Origin of the sequence: Mesorhizobium sp. WSM4307, assembly GCF_007003945.1 — a bacterium.
GTDB lineage: Bacteria > Pseudomonadota > Alphaproteobacteria > Rhizobiales > Rhizobiaceae > Mesorhizobium.
Genome location: NZ_VFTB01000001.1, coordinates 1 through 15258, shown reverse-complemented (window position 1 = coordinate 15258; position 15258 = coordinate 1). Strand labels below are relative to the sequence as shown.

14 protein-coding genes are annotated in these 15258 nt (G+C 61.2%); 12 read left to right on the top strand and 2 right to left on the bottom strand.

Going from position 1 to position 15258, the window contains the following annotated elements; translation table 11 throughout:
- The first annotated feature begins 4 nt into the window (after positions 1-4).
- The 7 genes from FJV83_RS00070 (at position 5) to FJV83_RS00040 (ending at position 5249) form a co-directional block, all read left to right on the top strand.
- Positions 5-280, top strand: a complete 276-nt coding sequence (locus tag FJV83_RS00070; RefSeq protein WP_246691758.1) for a hypothetical protein — start codon at positions 5-7, stop codon at positions 278-280.
- A 71-nt stretch (positions 281-351) separates the two neighbouring features.
- Positions 352-1812, top strand: coding sequence for a pilus assembly protein TadG-related protein (locus tag FJV83_RS00065; RefSeq protein ID WP_185973458.1), 1461 nt, complete (start codon positions 352-354; stop codon positions 1810-1812).
- 4 nt (positions 1813-1816) lie between these two features.
- Positions 1817-2314, top strand: coding sequence for a TadE/TadG family type IV pilus assembly protein (locus tag FJV83_RS00060; RefSeq protein ID WP_142886912.1), 498 nt, complete (start codon positions 1817-1819; stop codon positions 2312-2314).
- Positions 2308-2943, top strand: a complete 636-nt coding sequence (locus FJV83_RS00055) for a TadE/TadG family type IV pilus assembly protein (RefSeq protein ID WP_142886911.1) — start codon at positions 2308-2310, stop codon at positions 2941-2943. Before FJV83_RS00060 ends, FJV83_RS00055 begins: the two co-directional genes overlap by 7 nt.
- Positions 2940-4103, top strand: a complete 1164-nt coding sequence (locus tag FJV83_RS00050) for an AAA family ATPase (protein WP_142886910.1) — start codon at positions 2940-2942, stop codon at positions 4101-4103. Before FJV83_RS00055 ends, FJV83_RS00050 begins: the two co-directional genes overlap by 4 nt.
- Complete coding sequence (locus tag FJV83_RS00045; RefSeq protein WP_142886909.1) at positions 4087-4677, top strand: L,D-transpeptidase; 591 nt, start codon at positions 4087-4089, stop codon at positions 4675-4677. The genes FJV83_RS00050 and FJV83_RS00045 overlap by 17 nt, the downstream gene beginning before the upstream one ends.
- Complete coding sequence (locus FJV83_RS00040) at positions 4674-5249, top strand: hypothetical protein (protein WP_142886908.1); 576 nt, start codon at positions 4674-4676, stop codon at positions 5247-5249. The genes FJV83_RS00045 and FJV83_RS00040 overlap by 4 nt, the downstream gene beginning before the upstream one ends.
- Before the next feature lie 87 nt (positions 5250-5336).
- Here FJV83_RS00040 and FJV83_RS00035 read toward each other — a convergent pair whose 3' ends face one another.
- Positions 5337-5873: a hypothetical protein gene (locus FJV83_RS00035; RefSeq protein WP_142886907.1), complete on the bottom strand. Its 537-nt coding sequence runs from the start codon at positions 5871-5873 to the stop codon at positions 5337-5339.
- Between the two features lie 459 nt (positions 5874-6332).
- On the opposite strand from FJV83_RS00035, the gene FJV83_RS00030 reads away from it, so the two are divergent.
- From FJV83_RS00030 to FJV83_RS00015, 4 genes are read left to right on the top strand one after another with little or no spacing between them, the layout of a single operon-like run.
- Positions 6333-7781, top strand: coding sequence for a TolC family protein (locus tag FJV83_RS00030; RefSeq protein WP_142886906.1), 1449 nt, complete (start codon positions 6333-6335; stop codon positions 7779-7781).
- Positions 7782-7821: 40 nt separating this feature from the next.
- Positions 7822-9954, top strand: coding sequence for a type I secretion system permease/ATPase (locus FJV83_RS00025; protein WP_095775448.1), 2133 nt, complete (start codon positions 7822-7824; stop codon positions 9952-9954).
- 43 nt (positions 9955-9997) lie between these two features.
- A complete protein-coding gene (locus FJV83_RS00020) occupies positions 9998-11287 on the top strand; it encodes an HlyD family type I secretion periplasmic adaptor subunit (protein WP_142886905.1) in 1290 nt (429 codons plus the stop codon).
- On the top strand, positions 11277-11918 hold the full coding sequence (locus tag FJV83_RS00015) for a ribbon-helix-helix domain-containing protein (RefSeq protein WP_179296549.1): 642 nt from the start codon (positions 11277-11279) through the stop codon (positions 11916-11918). Before FJV83_RS00020 ends, FJV83_RS00015 begins: the two co-directional genes overlap by 11 nt.
- Positions 11919-12003: 85 nt before the next feature.
- Here the strand turns inward: FJV83_RS00015 and FJV83_RS00010 are convergent, their stop codons facing one another.
- Entirely contained in the window at positions 12004-12948 is a 945-nt protein-coding gene (locus FJV83_RS00010; RefSeq protein ID WP_095775445.1) for a transglutaminase-like cysteine peptidase, read from the bottom strand.
- A gap of 322 nt (positions 12949-13270) precedes the next feature.
- On the opposite strand from FJV83_RS00010, the gene FJV83_RS00005 reads away from it, so the two are divergent.
- Positions 13271-15258 (top strand): Ig-like domain-containing protein (locus FJV83_RS00005; RefSeq protein ID WP_210249397.1); only part of this gene is annotated, 1988 nt, incomplete at its 3' end.

The window sequence follows — 15258 nt, the reverse complement described above, 5'->3', positions numbered from 1 at the left end:
CGCCTTGATCCTCATTCTGTGCACCGGCCTGCTGTCAGGCTGCGCCGCGGACTATCTGAACCATTACGACACGGTGACCTTGGCCGCCGGCGACACGCAGAAGTTCAATTCGATGCTGCAGACGGTCGACCCGCTCAATCCGGCTTCGAGGAACACGCATATCGAGGGCGATGGCACGCGCGCCGCCGCCGTTGCCCAGAACTACAAATTTCCACCGCCGCCGCCACCACCGCCAGCGATCACGGTCAATGTCGGCGGGTCGGGCGTGACGAAGCAGTGAGCTGAACGGAAGGATGCGGAGGGGCGCCGGGCATGCGAGGGCCCTGGCGCAGGAAAGCAGAGAGTAAGGTCATGTTGGGGACCATTCGTGCCTTCTGGAACGATCAACGCGGCGTAGCGATGATCCTCGTGGCCATTATGCTGCCCGTGCTTATCGGCTTCGCGCTGCTCGCCATCGACATGAGCCGGGCCAACGGACTGCACAACGACATGCAGAAGGGCGCCGACGCCTATGCGCTTGCCATGGCGGCAGAGCTGGACGGCAACCCCGATGCGATCACTCGGGCCAATCGGGTACGTGACAGTCTCCTCGCCAACGCCGACTCCAACACGACAAGATTCTCCACCTCGGGCAATCACCAACTTGGCCCGGCTGACCTGACCGTGACGTACCTGAGCGGGATACCCGCTGACGACAGTATCGCGCTCGACGCTGCGGGCGTCGACGCCAATGGCAAAAATTGGAGCACCACCGACCCCAAACTAGCGAAATTTGTCGAAGTGACGGTGAACCCCACCGCTTTCGCGGCGATCTTTCCGGCTAGCTTTCTTGGCGGCAGCAATGGATTCAATGTGCAGACGCAAGCCGTGGCGGGTTTCACCAACGCGCTGTGCCAGTTCACACCGATGTTCATCTGCAATCCCTACGCCAATATCGGCGCGCTTCAGACGGCACTGTCCGGCACCAAGAAACCGATGATCTGGCTGAAGGAACAGCAGGGCGGCGCCAGCGCCCAATACGGCCCAGGCAATTACGGATTTCTGTCGTCGCCGGAGGGAGACAAGAATACGGCCGCGATTACCGAAATGTTCGCCGTTACGAATCCGCCCGCCTGCTATAGCCAGAACGGAGTAACGACACGCCCAGGCAACATTCCTCCCGTGGACGCCGGCATCAATACTCGCTTCGACATTTACGACAATGGTGGGCCGTACAAGACCGATCCCACCATCAATCCGCCGGCGCCAAATGTTCGAAAGGGCATGGTTGTTTCAAACGCAGGCAAGAATAATTGCAGTTACAGCGCACCCAACAGCGGACAGGCAAAAAACTACGAGGCACTGCCCAGGGACAATTGCTTTACCTCTGGAACTTGTGCGCAGGCGGGGGTACTCGGCGACGGCAACTGGGATTTCTCCGGGTACTGGACCGTCAACCATGGCAATGCGAGCACTTCCGGGGTGCTGACGGCCTGCGGCGCAAGCCCCAGCCGGTACTGTGTCTACAAGTATGAAATCAGCAATCCGGCCTTGAAGAGCGGCCAGGAGGCGACGGCCCCACAGTGCAATACGACGACGCAAGGAGCAGACAGGCGGCTGCTCTACGTCGCGATCATCGACTGCGCGGCCAATGCTGTCCAAGGCGGCGGACAGACCTTGCCGGTGCAGGCCTTTGGCAGCGTGTTCATCACCGAGCCGGCTGGCGGGGCGCCTGATGCCGACATCTATGGTGAGATGCAGGATATCAGCACGGTCGTCGGTCAGAACACGCTGAAGAAGCTTCAGCGCAACGAAGCCCAACTGTACCGGTAGCGTCATGTTCATCACACTCAGACAATTCATCCGGCGGTTTCACGGCGACGAACAAGGCGCCGCCATGGTTGAAATGGCGCTCGTGACTCCGTTCGTGCTGCTGCTGTCGGCGGGCGTCTTCGAATTCTCCAACATACTAAACACGCGCCTGCTGCTCGAAGCCGGCGTCGAGGATGGAGCGCGTTACATGGCGCGCTGCAACGACAGCACCTGGGCCAATTGCGTTTTGAATGGAACGAACCTTGCGGTGAGTGGCTCGATTACGGGCGGCAGCGCAAGGGTTCCCAACTGGACGACGCCGCAGGTGGCGGTCAATGTGAGCCATACGCTTGCTGTGGACGCCGCCACCGGAACAGAGCTTTATCTCAGCAGCGGCGCCAATGTGGATGTCGTCACGGTCAGCACGTCAGTACCCTACAATGGTATCGGGCTCTGGGGCTATCTGGGTTTCGGAACCCTCAACATAACGGCATCGCATCAGGAGCGCGTCTTCGGATGGTGACGGCACGCATTGGGTTTAGCTCGGACCAGTCCGGCGCAACGATGGTCGAAATGGCCATTGTCGTGCCGTTGCTGCTGACCCTTCTGCTCGGCTTCGTTGACTTTGGATACGCCTTCTACCAATGGAACGCCGCCAACAAGGCGGTGCAGATGGGCGCCAGGCTGGCGCAGATTTCAACACCGGTCGCCAGTGGACTTGCCCTGGAGGCGAAGACACCCAGCGATGCGACGCTGGTTGGAACCGCCGTGCCGGCCAACACATACAACTACATATGCACGGCCGACACCGCCGGCGTCGTGTCTTGCGTTTGCGGAACAGGAGCCACCTGCCAGAGCCTCGCCACGAGCCAGGCTTCCTTCGATTTCATCTATACAGGCAGCAGCGGCCGCGCCGGAATGCAGACATTCCTGCCAACGCTGGCTAAGTCCGAAGTCAAGGTACAATATCAAGCCTCCGGCCTCGGCTACTGGACACGCCCGAATGGCCCCGTGCCGACCATCACAGTCAGCATCGTAGGGCATCCCTTTCAATTCTTTTTCCTGGGCGGACTGCTCGGGTTCGGAAACATCACCATGCCCTCCATGCTGAGCACGGTCACGGGCGAAGACATGAAGAGCACCTGGCCATGAACGCCATCAACACCAAGGTTACACCGACCAAGCGCAAGCAGGTGGCGCTGTTTTCGTCGGATCCGAATTTCAAGCGCGATGTGGCGACGCGGCTCGATGCGCTGGCGATCTATGACGTCAGGGTTTCCGAGACGGATGATTTTCTCAAAGGTCCGCCCGCCGATACGCGTCCCGGCATCGTCATCCTCGATCTCGGCGCTGGCGCGCTGCTCGGCAAGCCCGGGATTGTCGAGGCGCGCGCGCTGTGGGCGACGGTGCCGCTGATCGCGGTTTCCGATGAGCTGACGTCGGAACAGACGCGCGTGCTGGTGCGCATGAACGCCTCGGACTGGCTGCACAAGCCGCTCGACGGCAAGGAACTGCTCAATGCGGTGACCTTCCACGATACCGGCAACCAGGGCACCAAAAGCCGGATCGTCACCTTCATCAGCGCCAGCGGCGGCGCCGGCGCCACGACGCTGGCGCTTTCGGCGGCCGAATTCCTCGCCTCGAAATCGACTGAGCGCGCGGCTTCGACCTGCCTGGTCGATCTCGACTTCCAGAGCGCCAATTGCGGCGCCTATCTCAATCTGTTCAACCAGTTCGATCTGGCGGGCATTATCAATCAGCCGGAAAGGCTGGACGTCGAGCTGATGGATGTCATCAAGCTCACGCGCCCCTCCGGTCTCACCCTTTATGCGTTCGAGAGGCCGCAACTGCCCTTCGAGCCGCACGGCAGCGATTTCGTCTTCCGGCTCCTGGACCTCGTCGCCTACCGCTTCGACGACATCGTCATCGACCTGCCCAATATCGAAACGCCCTGGCACAATTCGGTGCTGTCGACCAGCGACGAGATCTTCATCGTCTTCGAACTCAACGTCGCTTCGCTGCGGCAAGGCAAGCGACTCTACAAGAAGATCCGCGAACTGCGCGGCAATGCGGTCAGCATCACCCTCGTCGCCAACAAGCACAAGCGCAAATGGTTCGGGAACCATTTTTCGCGCAGCGAGCTCGAGAAGATATTCAAGGCGCCGCACATCAAATCGGTCGCGCTGGACAACGCTCTTTTGACCGATGCCTTGAACCGGGCGATCCTGCCCTCCGAAGTGGATGGCCGGGCGCGCTTCAACAAGGATCTGAAGAAGATGTTCAAAGAGCGGCTCGATGACGCTGCCCGGTAGAGAAGGCCTCGTGCCCAGGCTGGCCGGCGCCTGCGCGCTCGGCCTGCTGCTGGCGATGTCCGCCCAGGGCTTCGCCGAGGCGCGGTCGGGGCTTTCGGATCGGCCGCCGCTGCCGGCGATGGGGCCCAGCCTGCGCAAGGCGGTTGCCTTCGCGACCACCGAACAGCCGGGAACGATCATCATCCGCAAGAGCGAGAAGGCGCTTTACCTGGTGACCCGCCAGGGCCAGGCATTGCGTTACCAGATCAGCGTCGGGCGTGACGGATTTGGCTGGACCGGGGTGGTGAAGGTCGGCGCCAAGACGGAATGGCCGCAGTGGCGCCCGCCCCGGGAAATGCGCGCCCGCCAACCGGAACTGCCGGAGCTGGTGCCGTCGGGTCCCTATAACCCCTTGGGCGCGCGGGCGCTGTATCTGCTGCGGGACGGACGCGATACGCTCTATCGCATCCATGGCACCAACGATCCCTCGGGCGTGGGATTCGATGGCACGTCGGGCTGCTTTCGCCTTACCAACACGGATGTGATCGATCTTTTCAAGCGCGTGCCAGTTGGCACCAAGGTGGTGGTTCAATGACGACGATCAGCGACCCGCATGTACCGACTGTCTCGGCCGAGCAGGTTGAACCGCAACTGCTCGGCAGGGATGCGAGCCGGTCGCGGCTGGCGGTCGTCGTCGGCGTTGGATTGACCCTGTTTGCCGTACTGAACGCAACCGCCGCCATCTACCTCTATCGCGGCATCAGCGACCTGCGCACCGTGGAGGGACGTCTCGAGGAGCTCGGCGCGTTCGAGCAGCGGATCGTCGCCCGGCTCGATACGGTCAACAACGGTTTTCAGAGCCGGTTCGAAAAGCTGGACAGCCAATTGCAGGGCAATTTCAACGAAATCAACGGCAGCATAGCCCGGTTGCAACAAAACCCGCCCTCGGCGCGCGACGCTGACGTCTCGGGCGCGCCGGAGCCCGTCGTCACGACGAGTACCGTGGCGGAAGCTGCTCCGGACACCGAAGTCGCGGCGGAACCTGCAATTGCCGATACGCCGCGGCCACCCAAGAGAAGGGTTGCCGCTGCGCCCCCCGGCCCGAACCCCGCCTACCAGCGAACGGAAACGCCGGACGGCAAGGTCTATTATCGCAAGATCAATTGAGGCGTATCGGGTTCCGGTGAAGCCGGACGGAGCCGAGCCTCATGCGGTTACCGACGTCCGGACGTTTTCGAAACGCCCCATGCCAGACTAAAGATCCCGTCCTAAAGCCATGAGACGCAGGGCCAGAGCCTCACCGCGCAGTCGCGTCTCGCGAAGGAACGCGACGTGACAGTACGCGCAGGCCGCGAAGCCCAGGACGAGCACCAGGCTGTTCTGCCAGGTAAAATCGATCTTCAGGGCGAATTGGAGGCCGTTGGACATCGGAAATGCCGCGACCGTGCTCGCCGTCTCCGAATGACTGCTGGACGCGATCATCAGTCCGGCAAAGAGCAAGGCGACGTGGTTGGCCAGGAAGAAGGCGGCCGCCGGTCTCACACGGCAAGCGCTCCAGAACACCAGTGCCGCGGCAACCAGGATGACGGCATCCAGGGCCATCGAACCGTGGAGATACGGGTCGATCTGTTGCCAGAACATCGCCGACAAGGGGCGCAGTTCAAGCCAGATCCTCCACATGGCGGGGCTGGCGGGATAGCTCCCGAGCAGCATGGTCGCCATTCGCTCGCAGGCCAAAACCACCAGGATGAAAGCCGGAAAAGCGAAGAGTAGTATCGGCCTGCGCTTCATTTTGACCTCGACAATCTGGCATCAGCATAGATTGCAGAGATTGACCGAGGCTTAACGCGAGGGCGCCACTATGGCCGTGCTTGGCAGTTCATTCGGGCAGCCCTCAATTCAGTATCGGCCGTTCATGCCGTGGTCGCATGATCTTGGCCGAACGCCGCCAAATTTCCGCGGCTGCCTTCCGGCCCATGCAGGCTTCATACGATTCTGCCGGCATCGAGCCGTATGTGCGCCTGGACTTTTCCACAAAAGGCGGCGATTGGCTGAAGCCGCAGCCAACCCATTTTTGTGCCATTTTTGCTACATTTCCCAACCTTATGGCTCAGATGAGCGATTCGGGCTCCCCTATATTAATAATAACTCACATATTTTCTTGAAATTGTTGGATAGTCGCCTGAGACAAGGTCAGGCTTGGATCAGCGCCCGCAAAAGGGCGCAGGGGAAATGTTGGGGCGGGTTAAAATGAATACGAGAAACATCTCGACTGTGGGCAAGGGCCTTGGTCTTTTGATGGCGGCTACGATGCTGACCTGCGCTAGTGCGAGTGCGCTTACGCTCAAGGAAGCGATGGCGGTCGCCGTCGAATCCAATCCCGAAATCGGCCAGGCCATAGAAAATCGCGAAGCAATCGAGTTCGAGCTGCGTCAGGCCAAGGGCCTCTATCTTCCCAGCGTCGACGTGGAAGCGTCGGCCGGGGCTCGCCGTCTCGACAATTCCTCCCGGCGCGCGCTCTCGATAGAGCATGACGCACTTTATCCGGCGGAAACCGATCTGACGGTTTCGCAGACGCTCTACGACAGCGGCGCAAGGCGGGCCGAATTGAACCGCCAGGCCTCGCGCGTCGACGGCGCGTCGTTTCGTGTGCTGGAGCGGTCTGAATTCATCGGACTCTCGGTTGTCCAGGACTACCTCGAATACATGCTTCAGGCTTCGATCGTGGCAGAGGCAAAGAAGAACCTGGGCTTCCACCAAGCAATCCTCCACGACATCCAGGAAGGCATTGCTGGCGGCGGGTTGAACGAGGCCGACCGGCAACAGGCCGAAGAGCGCCTGTTCGCGGCCAAGGCCCGCATGCAGGAAGCGTCGGAGGAGCTGGAGGCCTCGAGGATCCGGTTCTTCAAGACCGTCGGGAAGCCGTTGACCAATGCATCGAGGCCGGTCGATGTTTCCGGCGCGCTGCCAAGGTCTCTGGACGATGCGATTGGCCTTGCGCGGGAGAGCAATCCGCGCGTCCATATGGCCAACAGCGATATCGCCGCCGCGGCCTCGCTGGTGGATGCGGCTCGCGCGAAATACGGCCCCTCGGTCGTCGCCGAAGGCGTCGCTCGGGCTGGGTATGACATCGACGGTGACAATGGCGACACATCCGACCTGCAGGCACGCCTGGTGCTGCGGTGGAACCTTTATAGGGGCGGCATCGACAAGGCCAATGAGCAAGAGCAGATCCGCCGCACCAGCGAGCAGCGGCTTGCGCAGCACCAGGTGCTGCGGGAAATCGAAGAAGCCGTTCGTACATCGTGGGATCGCCGCTTCCGGCAAGCCGACCTGGCAAAGACGCTGAAGCTGCAGGCCGCTTCCAACGAGAAGCTGGTCGCGTCCTATCGCGAGCAATTCAAGGTCGGGCAGCGCTCGCTGCTCGATGTGCTGGATGCGCAGAATACGCGTTTCAACACGGCGACACTGGCCGACACAGCATCCTACGCCTCTCTCTTTGCCCAATACCGGCTTCTCGCGGCCACCGGCCAGTTGCTGAAAACGATGGACATCCGCCCGCCAAAACAGGCCGCGGCCTATGCGCGGACCGAGTTCGGCGCACCGGAAACGGCCGACACGGAAACCTATGCGCGCACGCCGTCGGAACAGAAGAACGACCTGCCATTCGATATCCTGGCACCGGTCAGGAAAAAGTAAGCGAATGTAAGGACCGATCGAAAGTCCCTAAGGGCAGATCGTGAACCAGCAACCTAACATCCTCTCCCCGAAGGAGGCGTTCAAGGCCTGCTTCTCGGCCGTTGCCGGGTATCTCGGCAGGCCGAGCGCGCAAACGGTGCTGTTCGCCGGCGTGCCGCTGTCGGACATGCATATCGACATCGAAGCCATCCGGCATATTGCCGAGCGCATCGGCCTCGAAATCACCGAATTCAGCCATCGCGAGTTTCTTCGGGGACGCATCGACCTCCCCGCCATCGTGTTTCGCGTCAGTCAATTGCCGGTTGCCCTGCTGGCCGAAACGGAGGACGGCGCATTCACGACCGCTCCCCAGGAAGACGGCCGCGTAACCATCACGAAATCCGAATTGGCCGCCAGCTACATCAGTGGCGGCGTTTCCTTCTCGATCACATACGCCAACACTGCCGAAGGGATGAATGTCGGTTCGGCGCCGAAGATCGAGCGGCGACATTGGCTGACGGGGACGATGGGTCCGTTCTGGCGCACCTATTCGAAGGTTATCCTGGCGGCAATCTTCATCAACATGCTGGCCATCGCCTCGCCGATCTTCACCATGAACGTCTATGACAGGATCTTGCCGAACAAGGCGATATCGACGCTGTGGGTGCTGTCGATCGGCATCGCCGCGGTGATCCTGTTCGACCTGCTCCTGAAGACCGCCAGAGCGTCCCTCATCGACTATGCCGGGCGCAAGGCGGATCTGCGCATTTCCTATTTGCTGTTCGAGAAAGTGCTGAACTCGTCCCTGTCGGCGCGGCCAGGCTCGACAGGCGAATATGCAAATCGGGTGACACAGTATGAATTCGTGCGCGAATTCTTCACGTCCAACACCATAAGCGTGTTTATCGACACCGCCTTCGTGTTCGTTTTTCTCCTGGTCATCTATGCGATTGGCGGATGGCTGGTCATCATACCGGCGCTGGCCTTCGTGGCTTCCGTGATCGTCGGGCTGATCACGCAACGGCGCATCGGCAAGCGTGTCGCGGCCTCCATGAACGAGGCCTCGCAGCGGCAGGCCCTGCTGGTCGAATCCATCTCCACACTGGAGACGATCAAGTCGCTGCGGGCCGAGGCGTATCTGTTGCGAAAATGGGGAGAGCACTCCAAGAACGCGTCCAACACATCCGAGAAGATCAAGCAGCTTTCGGCGGCGGCCGGCAACATAACGCAGGCCATCCAGCAAATGGTCACCGTCGCCCTGATCGTGGCAGGCGCCTACGCCTTCTCGGAAGGACACGTCTCCACCGGAGCCATTATCGGCACCGTGATGCTGGCCGGCCGGGCGGTGTCTCCACTCGGCCAGATCGCCATCACCTTGTCCAGGCTTCGCCAGGCCATGCTCTCCTTGCGCATGGTGAACTCGATCATGGCGCAGCCGGAGGATCGCCCGGATACGGTGGGTTTCGTCAACCGGCCCATTCGCAACGGCGCCATGGTGTTCAGGAATGTCGGTTTTGTCTATCCGGGCTCCGAGAACGAGGTCCTGACCGGTCTGAATTTCTCGGTGAAGCCAGGTGAGCGCATCGGCATCATCGGCCGCATAGGTTCGGGAAAGACAACGATGGGCCGGCTGATCGGCAGGCTCTTCCTGCCGACGTCAGGCGAGCTGCTGCTGGACGGGATCGACATCCGCCAATACCACCCTTCGGAGGTTCGCGCCGCGGTCGGGATCGTCGCGCAGGCCAACGATCTGTTTTCGGGCACCATCAAGGAAAACCTCCTGATGGCATGTCCGGAGGCGACCGATGAGCAGATCGTCGAAGCGGCAAAGGCTGCCGGCGTCGACGATTTCGTCTCCCGTCACCCGCGTGGCTACGACATGAATGTCGGCGAGCGCGGCACCAATCTCTCGGGCGGCCAAAGGCAGACGATGGCGATTGCCCGTCTGTTGCTGACCAGACCGAAAATCGTCTTCCTGGACGAGCCGTCGGGTTCGATGGACCTGGCCTCCGAGCGGCAGCTGATCAAGCAGCTCAAAGTGGCTTTCGACCGGAACACGACGCTGATCATTTCAACGCATCGCTTCAGCATGCTCGAACTGGCCGACCGTCTTATCGTCATCGAGCAAGGCAAGATCGTTGCCGATGGACCAAAGGACCAAGTGATACAGGCGCTGCAGAAAACAAGCACCTGAAAAACAGACTTATTGAACGCATTCAATGCGTTGGGGTTAGGACATGCTTGCAAGGGAAGACCGGCCGCCGCTTTTCGCGTCGGCGTCCTTGTTCATCATAGGGGCACTCTTTGTGTCTTCCATCGCCTGGGCGTCCTTTGCCGAGGTCGACGAAATCGCGCGCGGCGAAGGCAAGGTCATACCGGCTTCCAAGACCCAGATCATCCAGGCCAGCGAGCCGGGCGTCGTTCAGGAAATTGCCGTGAAGATCGGGCAGATCGTCAAGAAGAACGATCTCATCATCCGCCTCGACAACACGATGAACACGTCCAGCCTCGGCGAGCAACAGGCCAAGGCACGGGCGCTCCAGACGCGCATTGCACGGCTGAAATTCGAGCAGACCGGCAATATCGACGGTCCATTTCCCTGTCCGGCCGAAATCCAGAAGGTCGCGCCGGAAATCTGCGACAACGAGCAGAAGCTGCTCGTTGCGCGCCGTGACAACTTCCAGGTCAAGCTGTCGGTCCTCAAGTCGCGCCTCGATCAGCGCCTGAACGAATTGGACGAAGCCAACGCCAATCTCGATCGCCTCACCAAGAACCTCGAAGTCAGCGACCGGGAAACGGCGCTGGTCGAATCCATGGTCAAGAAGGGGCTGATGGCCAGGACCGAGCAGATCCGCGTCGAGCGGGAGCAGACCGAACTGCATGGGCAGCTGAACCTCGCCGGTGAAACCGTCAAGAAAGCCAAGGCGGCCATCACCGAAGCCCAGCTTCAAGTCAACGAACTCGGCCTGCAGCTGCAACAGGAGGCGCTGAGCGACCTGACCCAGGCGCTGGCCGATCTTTCGGTCGTGGATGAGACCATACGCGGCGCCACCGACAAGGTGGCGCGCACGGACATCCGCTCGCCTGTCGACGGCATCGTCAACACGCTTGACATCAACACGGTCGGCGCCTTCGTGCAGCCCGGCGCGGTCGTGGCCGGCATCGTGCCGACATCCGAGACCCTGCTGGTCGAAGCGCGGGTTTCACCGCGCGATGTTGCCTTCATCCGGCCGGACCAGGACGCGCTGATCAAGATTACCGCCTATGATTTCTCGATCTTCGGCGGCATCGAGGGCAAGGTCTCCAACATCACCGCCGACAGCCTGGTCGACCAGAAGACGGGCGAGCCCTACTATCAGGTGCGCGTCGCAACCGAGAGGTCGACGCTGACACGGGATGGCAAGACCTATTCGATCATCCCTGGCATGATCTGTTCGGTCGATATCAAGACCGGACGCAAGACCATCCTCACCTATCTGCTGAAGCCGATCAACAAGGCACGCGAGGAGGCAATGAGTGAACGATAACATCAGCTCTCCCGCCGCCGATCGCGAGCGGCTGCTGCCACCCATGGCGACTGAGGATTTCGAGCTGGAATTCCGGGTTGTGGCGCGTGGCGGCACGCGACGCGGCATTCGTCTGGAGCGGGCATTCTGGACCACGCTGAAGCAGATGGCCGAAAGCCGCAAATGCACGATCGGCATGCTGATCGACGAGATCGCCGAAAGCCATGCCCACACAGGAAACCTGACATCGGCAATCCGGGTGGCCTGCATGCGCGGACTGGCCGACGAAAACCAGACCTTGCGAAGGCTTGCGTCGATCAAGACGATCAACGCCATTCTGGTCGCCTGCCCGTCGCCGGCTTTTGCGCTCTCATCGTCGAAGAGGATCCTGACTTTCAACGCGCCGTTCCAGCAACTGGTCAGGCGTCAATTGCCGGTCGCGCCAAGCGAAGATGCGCGCCACGACCTGAAGCTTGCCCTGGATCTCAATGTCGCTGACATATTCGCGCGGCTCGACGCCAATGGCGAAACGCCGGTCGCCACCGGTTTCGTCATCGGCGCGGGCGACCGCCGCTACCGGGGGCAATTGAATGCGGTGCGAGCGCCGGTGCTCGAACCGGAGCTGCTGATGGCCTTCGTTTTCGGCGGCTAGTGCCTATCGCCCGAAAGTGACCCCAGTTCCGGGGAGACGACACGAGAGCGAAGGCGTGCCGAACCGGGTGCTTCGCTTGGCTATGCTATGGCTGCAGGCCCTCGCCAGGTGCGACCGTCGCAAGTCCGCCCTTGATATCGGCGACCTGGGCCGCGCCGGGCCTGGTGCCGTGGATCCACGCGCGGTCGGTGCTGAACGAGTACAATGGCACGTAGTCTGGAAGATCGCTGTCGCGCGAGACGACGTTGCTCAGGCTGTCCAGAATGAAGACGCCGCTGCCGGTGCTGACCGACAGCACGGCATGAAAGAAACCGCGCTTGCGATCCTGCAGGACGACGAGCGACATGCTCTGCGCCGGAATGCCGGCACGCAGCAGCGCCGCCATCTTGAGAATGGCGAAATCCTCGCAGTCGCCCGCCCGCCGCTCGAGAATTTCGGAAGGCTTGGCCCAGTAGTCGAGCTTGCCGTAAACCACGCTGTCCTTCTTGTAGGCGATCGCGTGATTTATGCTCGAGTTGACGAAGGATAGCTTGTCCACAAACCGCTTGACCGAGGCGGCGTTGACGATCGCGGTGAAGATGCTGTTTTTGCCGTCGCACGCAGTGCCCGCGGAACAGTCGACGATTGCCTTGTAGACCGGCGCCCAACGCGCGGAGACCGGAAAATTATGCATGGACAGCGCAACCGATCCGAACACGCCGGGAATGATCGCCGCCGTCTGGATGGGATCGATACCGGCATTGCCTTGCACCGCCGAAAGGCCGGTTTCCTGATCGCTGGCGGCTGGACCGTAGCTGCCAAGAACCATGCCTATCCTGTAGGCCGAGGCCGGCTGCCAAGGCTGCGGCCGCAGCAGCGAAATGCCACCGAGGGCAGGAGGCGTTTCGACGTTCGCCAGCAGCGAATCGACACGATCCGCGCCGGCTGGGAACGTGCTGGCGAGCGATGGATGCGACAGGCCGAAAATGCCGATTGCCAGCAGCAGCGCTTTGAGCCCGGTTGCCCCCAGGGCAGATTTTTCTTTTGTCATAACGCCCACCTTTGACTGTGGACGCTACCAATCTCGTCTCAAATTATTGGAAATGAAGGTGGATAAGTTTTCTGTACTTCATGTCAGTTGTTTTGTGTAAAATTTTATACAAATTTATACTTCTGTTTACCAAGCGACCAAAGCCAGACCCCGCCAAGCGGATTGCACATTGGCCAATGTATATCAGGTTATATGTTTCGAGTTTACCACGCATAAAAAATGCCGAAGCCTGCATACCAGGATATATGAAACGGATTGCGGGACAGTTGCAAAGTAGAAGTGGCCCATGTCTCTTTCCGGGAAATGCCGGAGGGGTTTGGCTATGACCACCAGTAACGATTTGGACACCGTCTCTCATTCCTGGGACGAGCACTCTCAACATAACGGCCTGCCGTCGCAGGCGCAGATGCAGGTCGCGGAGGCCAGCCCGGCGCAAAAGGCCGCCCCGGCCGCCGCTGAACCGGTTCCCGTCGATGTCGGCAACGGCACGCCCGTCAAACCGGAAGCACCCGCGGAGGCCAAGGCCCCGGCGGCAGCCGCGCCGCACGAATATGTGGCCGACGCCAACCATGTGGTGAAGCTTCCGGCCAACGTCTCGATCGACAACATCAAGGTCGACGGCCATAACCTCGTGCTCGAGCAGGCGGACGGTTCGGTGATCGTCATCAAGGACGGCGCCCTCAACGTGCCGACCTTCATCATCGGCGATGTCGAAGTGCCTCGCGTTGCCTTGATCGCGGCGTTGGAAGCAAGTCATGTCGACGTCGCCTTCGGCGCCGACGGATCGATATCGGCAGGCGCTGGCGGTTCACCCTCGAGTGCCGGCGGAGACTTCTCGATTCCGCCCGGCGGTATCGGCGACGGATTCGGTCTCTCGGCGCTATTGCCGCCGACGGATCTGGCGTTCGGTCAGCCGGATCATCGCGAGCTGTTCCCGTCTTTGGTCGACAGGCCGGTTTCGGTGGTGGCCACGTCATTGCTCACCCCGGACCAGGCGGCCAGTGAAACCGGCCTCAACGGCGGCCCGTCACAGTCGCCGGGTAGCAACGCGCCGAGTAGTGCGGAAACCTCCGGGGTCGGATCGATCAGTGTCAACGCGCCGGATGGGGTCGGGTCAATCGTCATCAACGGCGTCGCCGTCACCGCTGCCGGCCAGCAGATTCCAGGCCAGTTCGGCTACATCACGATCCTTTCCTTCGATCCCAACACCGGCCACATCGACTACGATTATACGGTCACCCATTCGGTCACCCATCCCGATCAGACAACCGGATTTGATCCCAGCGACACGGTTCCCGACAATTTCAGCGTCACGGTTACGGATGTTGACGGCGATTCGGCCAGTACCACTTTTGCCGTCGCTATCATCGACGACGTGCCGACGGCGGTTGCCGATACGGACAGCGTTACGGAAGGCGGCACGGTGAACGGCAACGTGATTGCCGGGCTTGGCAGCGACGGCAATCCGGCTGGCGCCGACACTAAGGGCGCCGATGGCGCTTCGGTGAGTGGCGTCACCGGCGCCGGGGCGACGACGGTGGTGGGCGGAGAATTCCATGTCGTTGGCCAGTACGGCACGCTGACGCTGAGCGCGGACGGGACCTACAGCTACGTTGCCAATGCCAACATCAGCAACGCTTCGCCGGTGACGGACACTTTCACCTACACGCTGAAGGACGGCGACGGCGACACCTCGCAGACGACGCTGAATATCACCATCAGCGACGGGGTTGACCCGTCGGTGCTGACGAACGCGATCATCACCGTGGACGAGGCAGGGCTCGGCACCGTCAATGCCACCGGCAGCGCGGCCGCGACCAATGTCGAGGACGGCAGCGGAACGGTATCGTTCCATGCCGGTTCGGACAACATCACCGGGATGGCGTTCACGTCGGTCGCCGGAATCACGGCGGACGTCAACGGGGTTGCCGGCGCCGACATCGTCTGGACGCTCGTCGGCCCGACGCAGATCACCGGTTCGATCAACGGCGTCGATGCCATCCATATCGACCTGGTCGCATCGTCGCTGCCGATCCTGGCGGGCACCGACGGGTTCGCCACAGTCAATGTGACGCTGCTCGACAACTTCCCGCATCCCGACGCGGGTGGGCAGAACGTCATCAACCTGACCGGCATCAATGTGGTCGCCACCGATACGGACGGCAGCCAGGCGAGCGCAACGGTTCAGGTCAATGTCGTCGACGACATCCCGGTTGCGGTGAATGACGGTCAATCCGCGACGGAAGGCGGCGCGGCGATCGTGGCGAACGCGGCCAATGGCGTTCTGGCGAACGACCATGTCGGTGCGGA

What these genes read in the sequence shown, in the direction of transcription:
- FJV83_RS00065 (WP_185973458.1), top strand. Translation starts at nt 352, where the DNA reads ATGTTGGGGACCATTCGTGCCTTCTGGAACGATCAACGCGGCGTAGCG.
- FJV83_RS00060 (WP_142886912.1), top strand. Translation starts at nt 1,817, where the DNA reads ATGTTCATCACACTCAGACAATTCATCCGGCGGTTTCACGGCGACGAA.
- FJV83_RS00055 (WP_142886911.1), top strand. Translation starts at nt 2,308, where the DNA reads ATGGTGACGGCACGCATTGGGTTTAGCTCGGACCAGTCCGGCGCAACG.
- FJV83_RS00050 (WP_142886910.1), top strand. Translation starts at nt 2,940, where the DNA reads ATGAACGCCATCAACACCAAGGTTACACCGACCAAGCGCAAGCAGGTG.
- FJV83_RS00045 (WP_142886909.1), top strand. Translation starts at nt 4,087, where the DNA reads ATGACGCTGCCCGGTAGAGAAGGCCTCGTGCCCAGGCTGGCCGGCGCC.
- FJV83_RS00040 (WP_142886908.1), top strand. Translation starts at nt 4,674, where the DNA reads ATGACGACGATCAGCGACCCGCATGTACCGACTGTCTCGGCCGAGCAG.
- FJV83_RS00035 (WP_142886907.1), bottom strand. Translation starts at nt 5,873, where the DNA reads ATGAAGCGCAGGCCGATACTACTCTTCGCTTTTCCGGCTTTCATCCTG.
- FJV83_RS00030 (WP_142886906.1), top strand. Translation starts at nt 6,333, where the DNA reads ATGAATACGAGAAACATCTCGACTGTGGGCAAGGGCCTTGGTCTTTTG.
- FJV83_RS00020 (WP_142886905.1), top strand. Translation starts at nt 9,998, where the DNA reads ATGCTTGCAAGGGAAGACCGGCCGCCGCTTTTCGCGTCGGCGTCCTTG.
- FJV83_RS00010 (WP_095775445.1), bottom strand. Translation starts at nt 12,948, where the DNA reads ATGACAAAAGAAAAATCTGCCCTGGGGGCAACCGGGCTCAAAGCGCTG.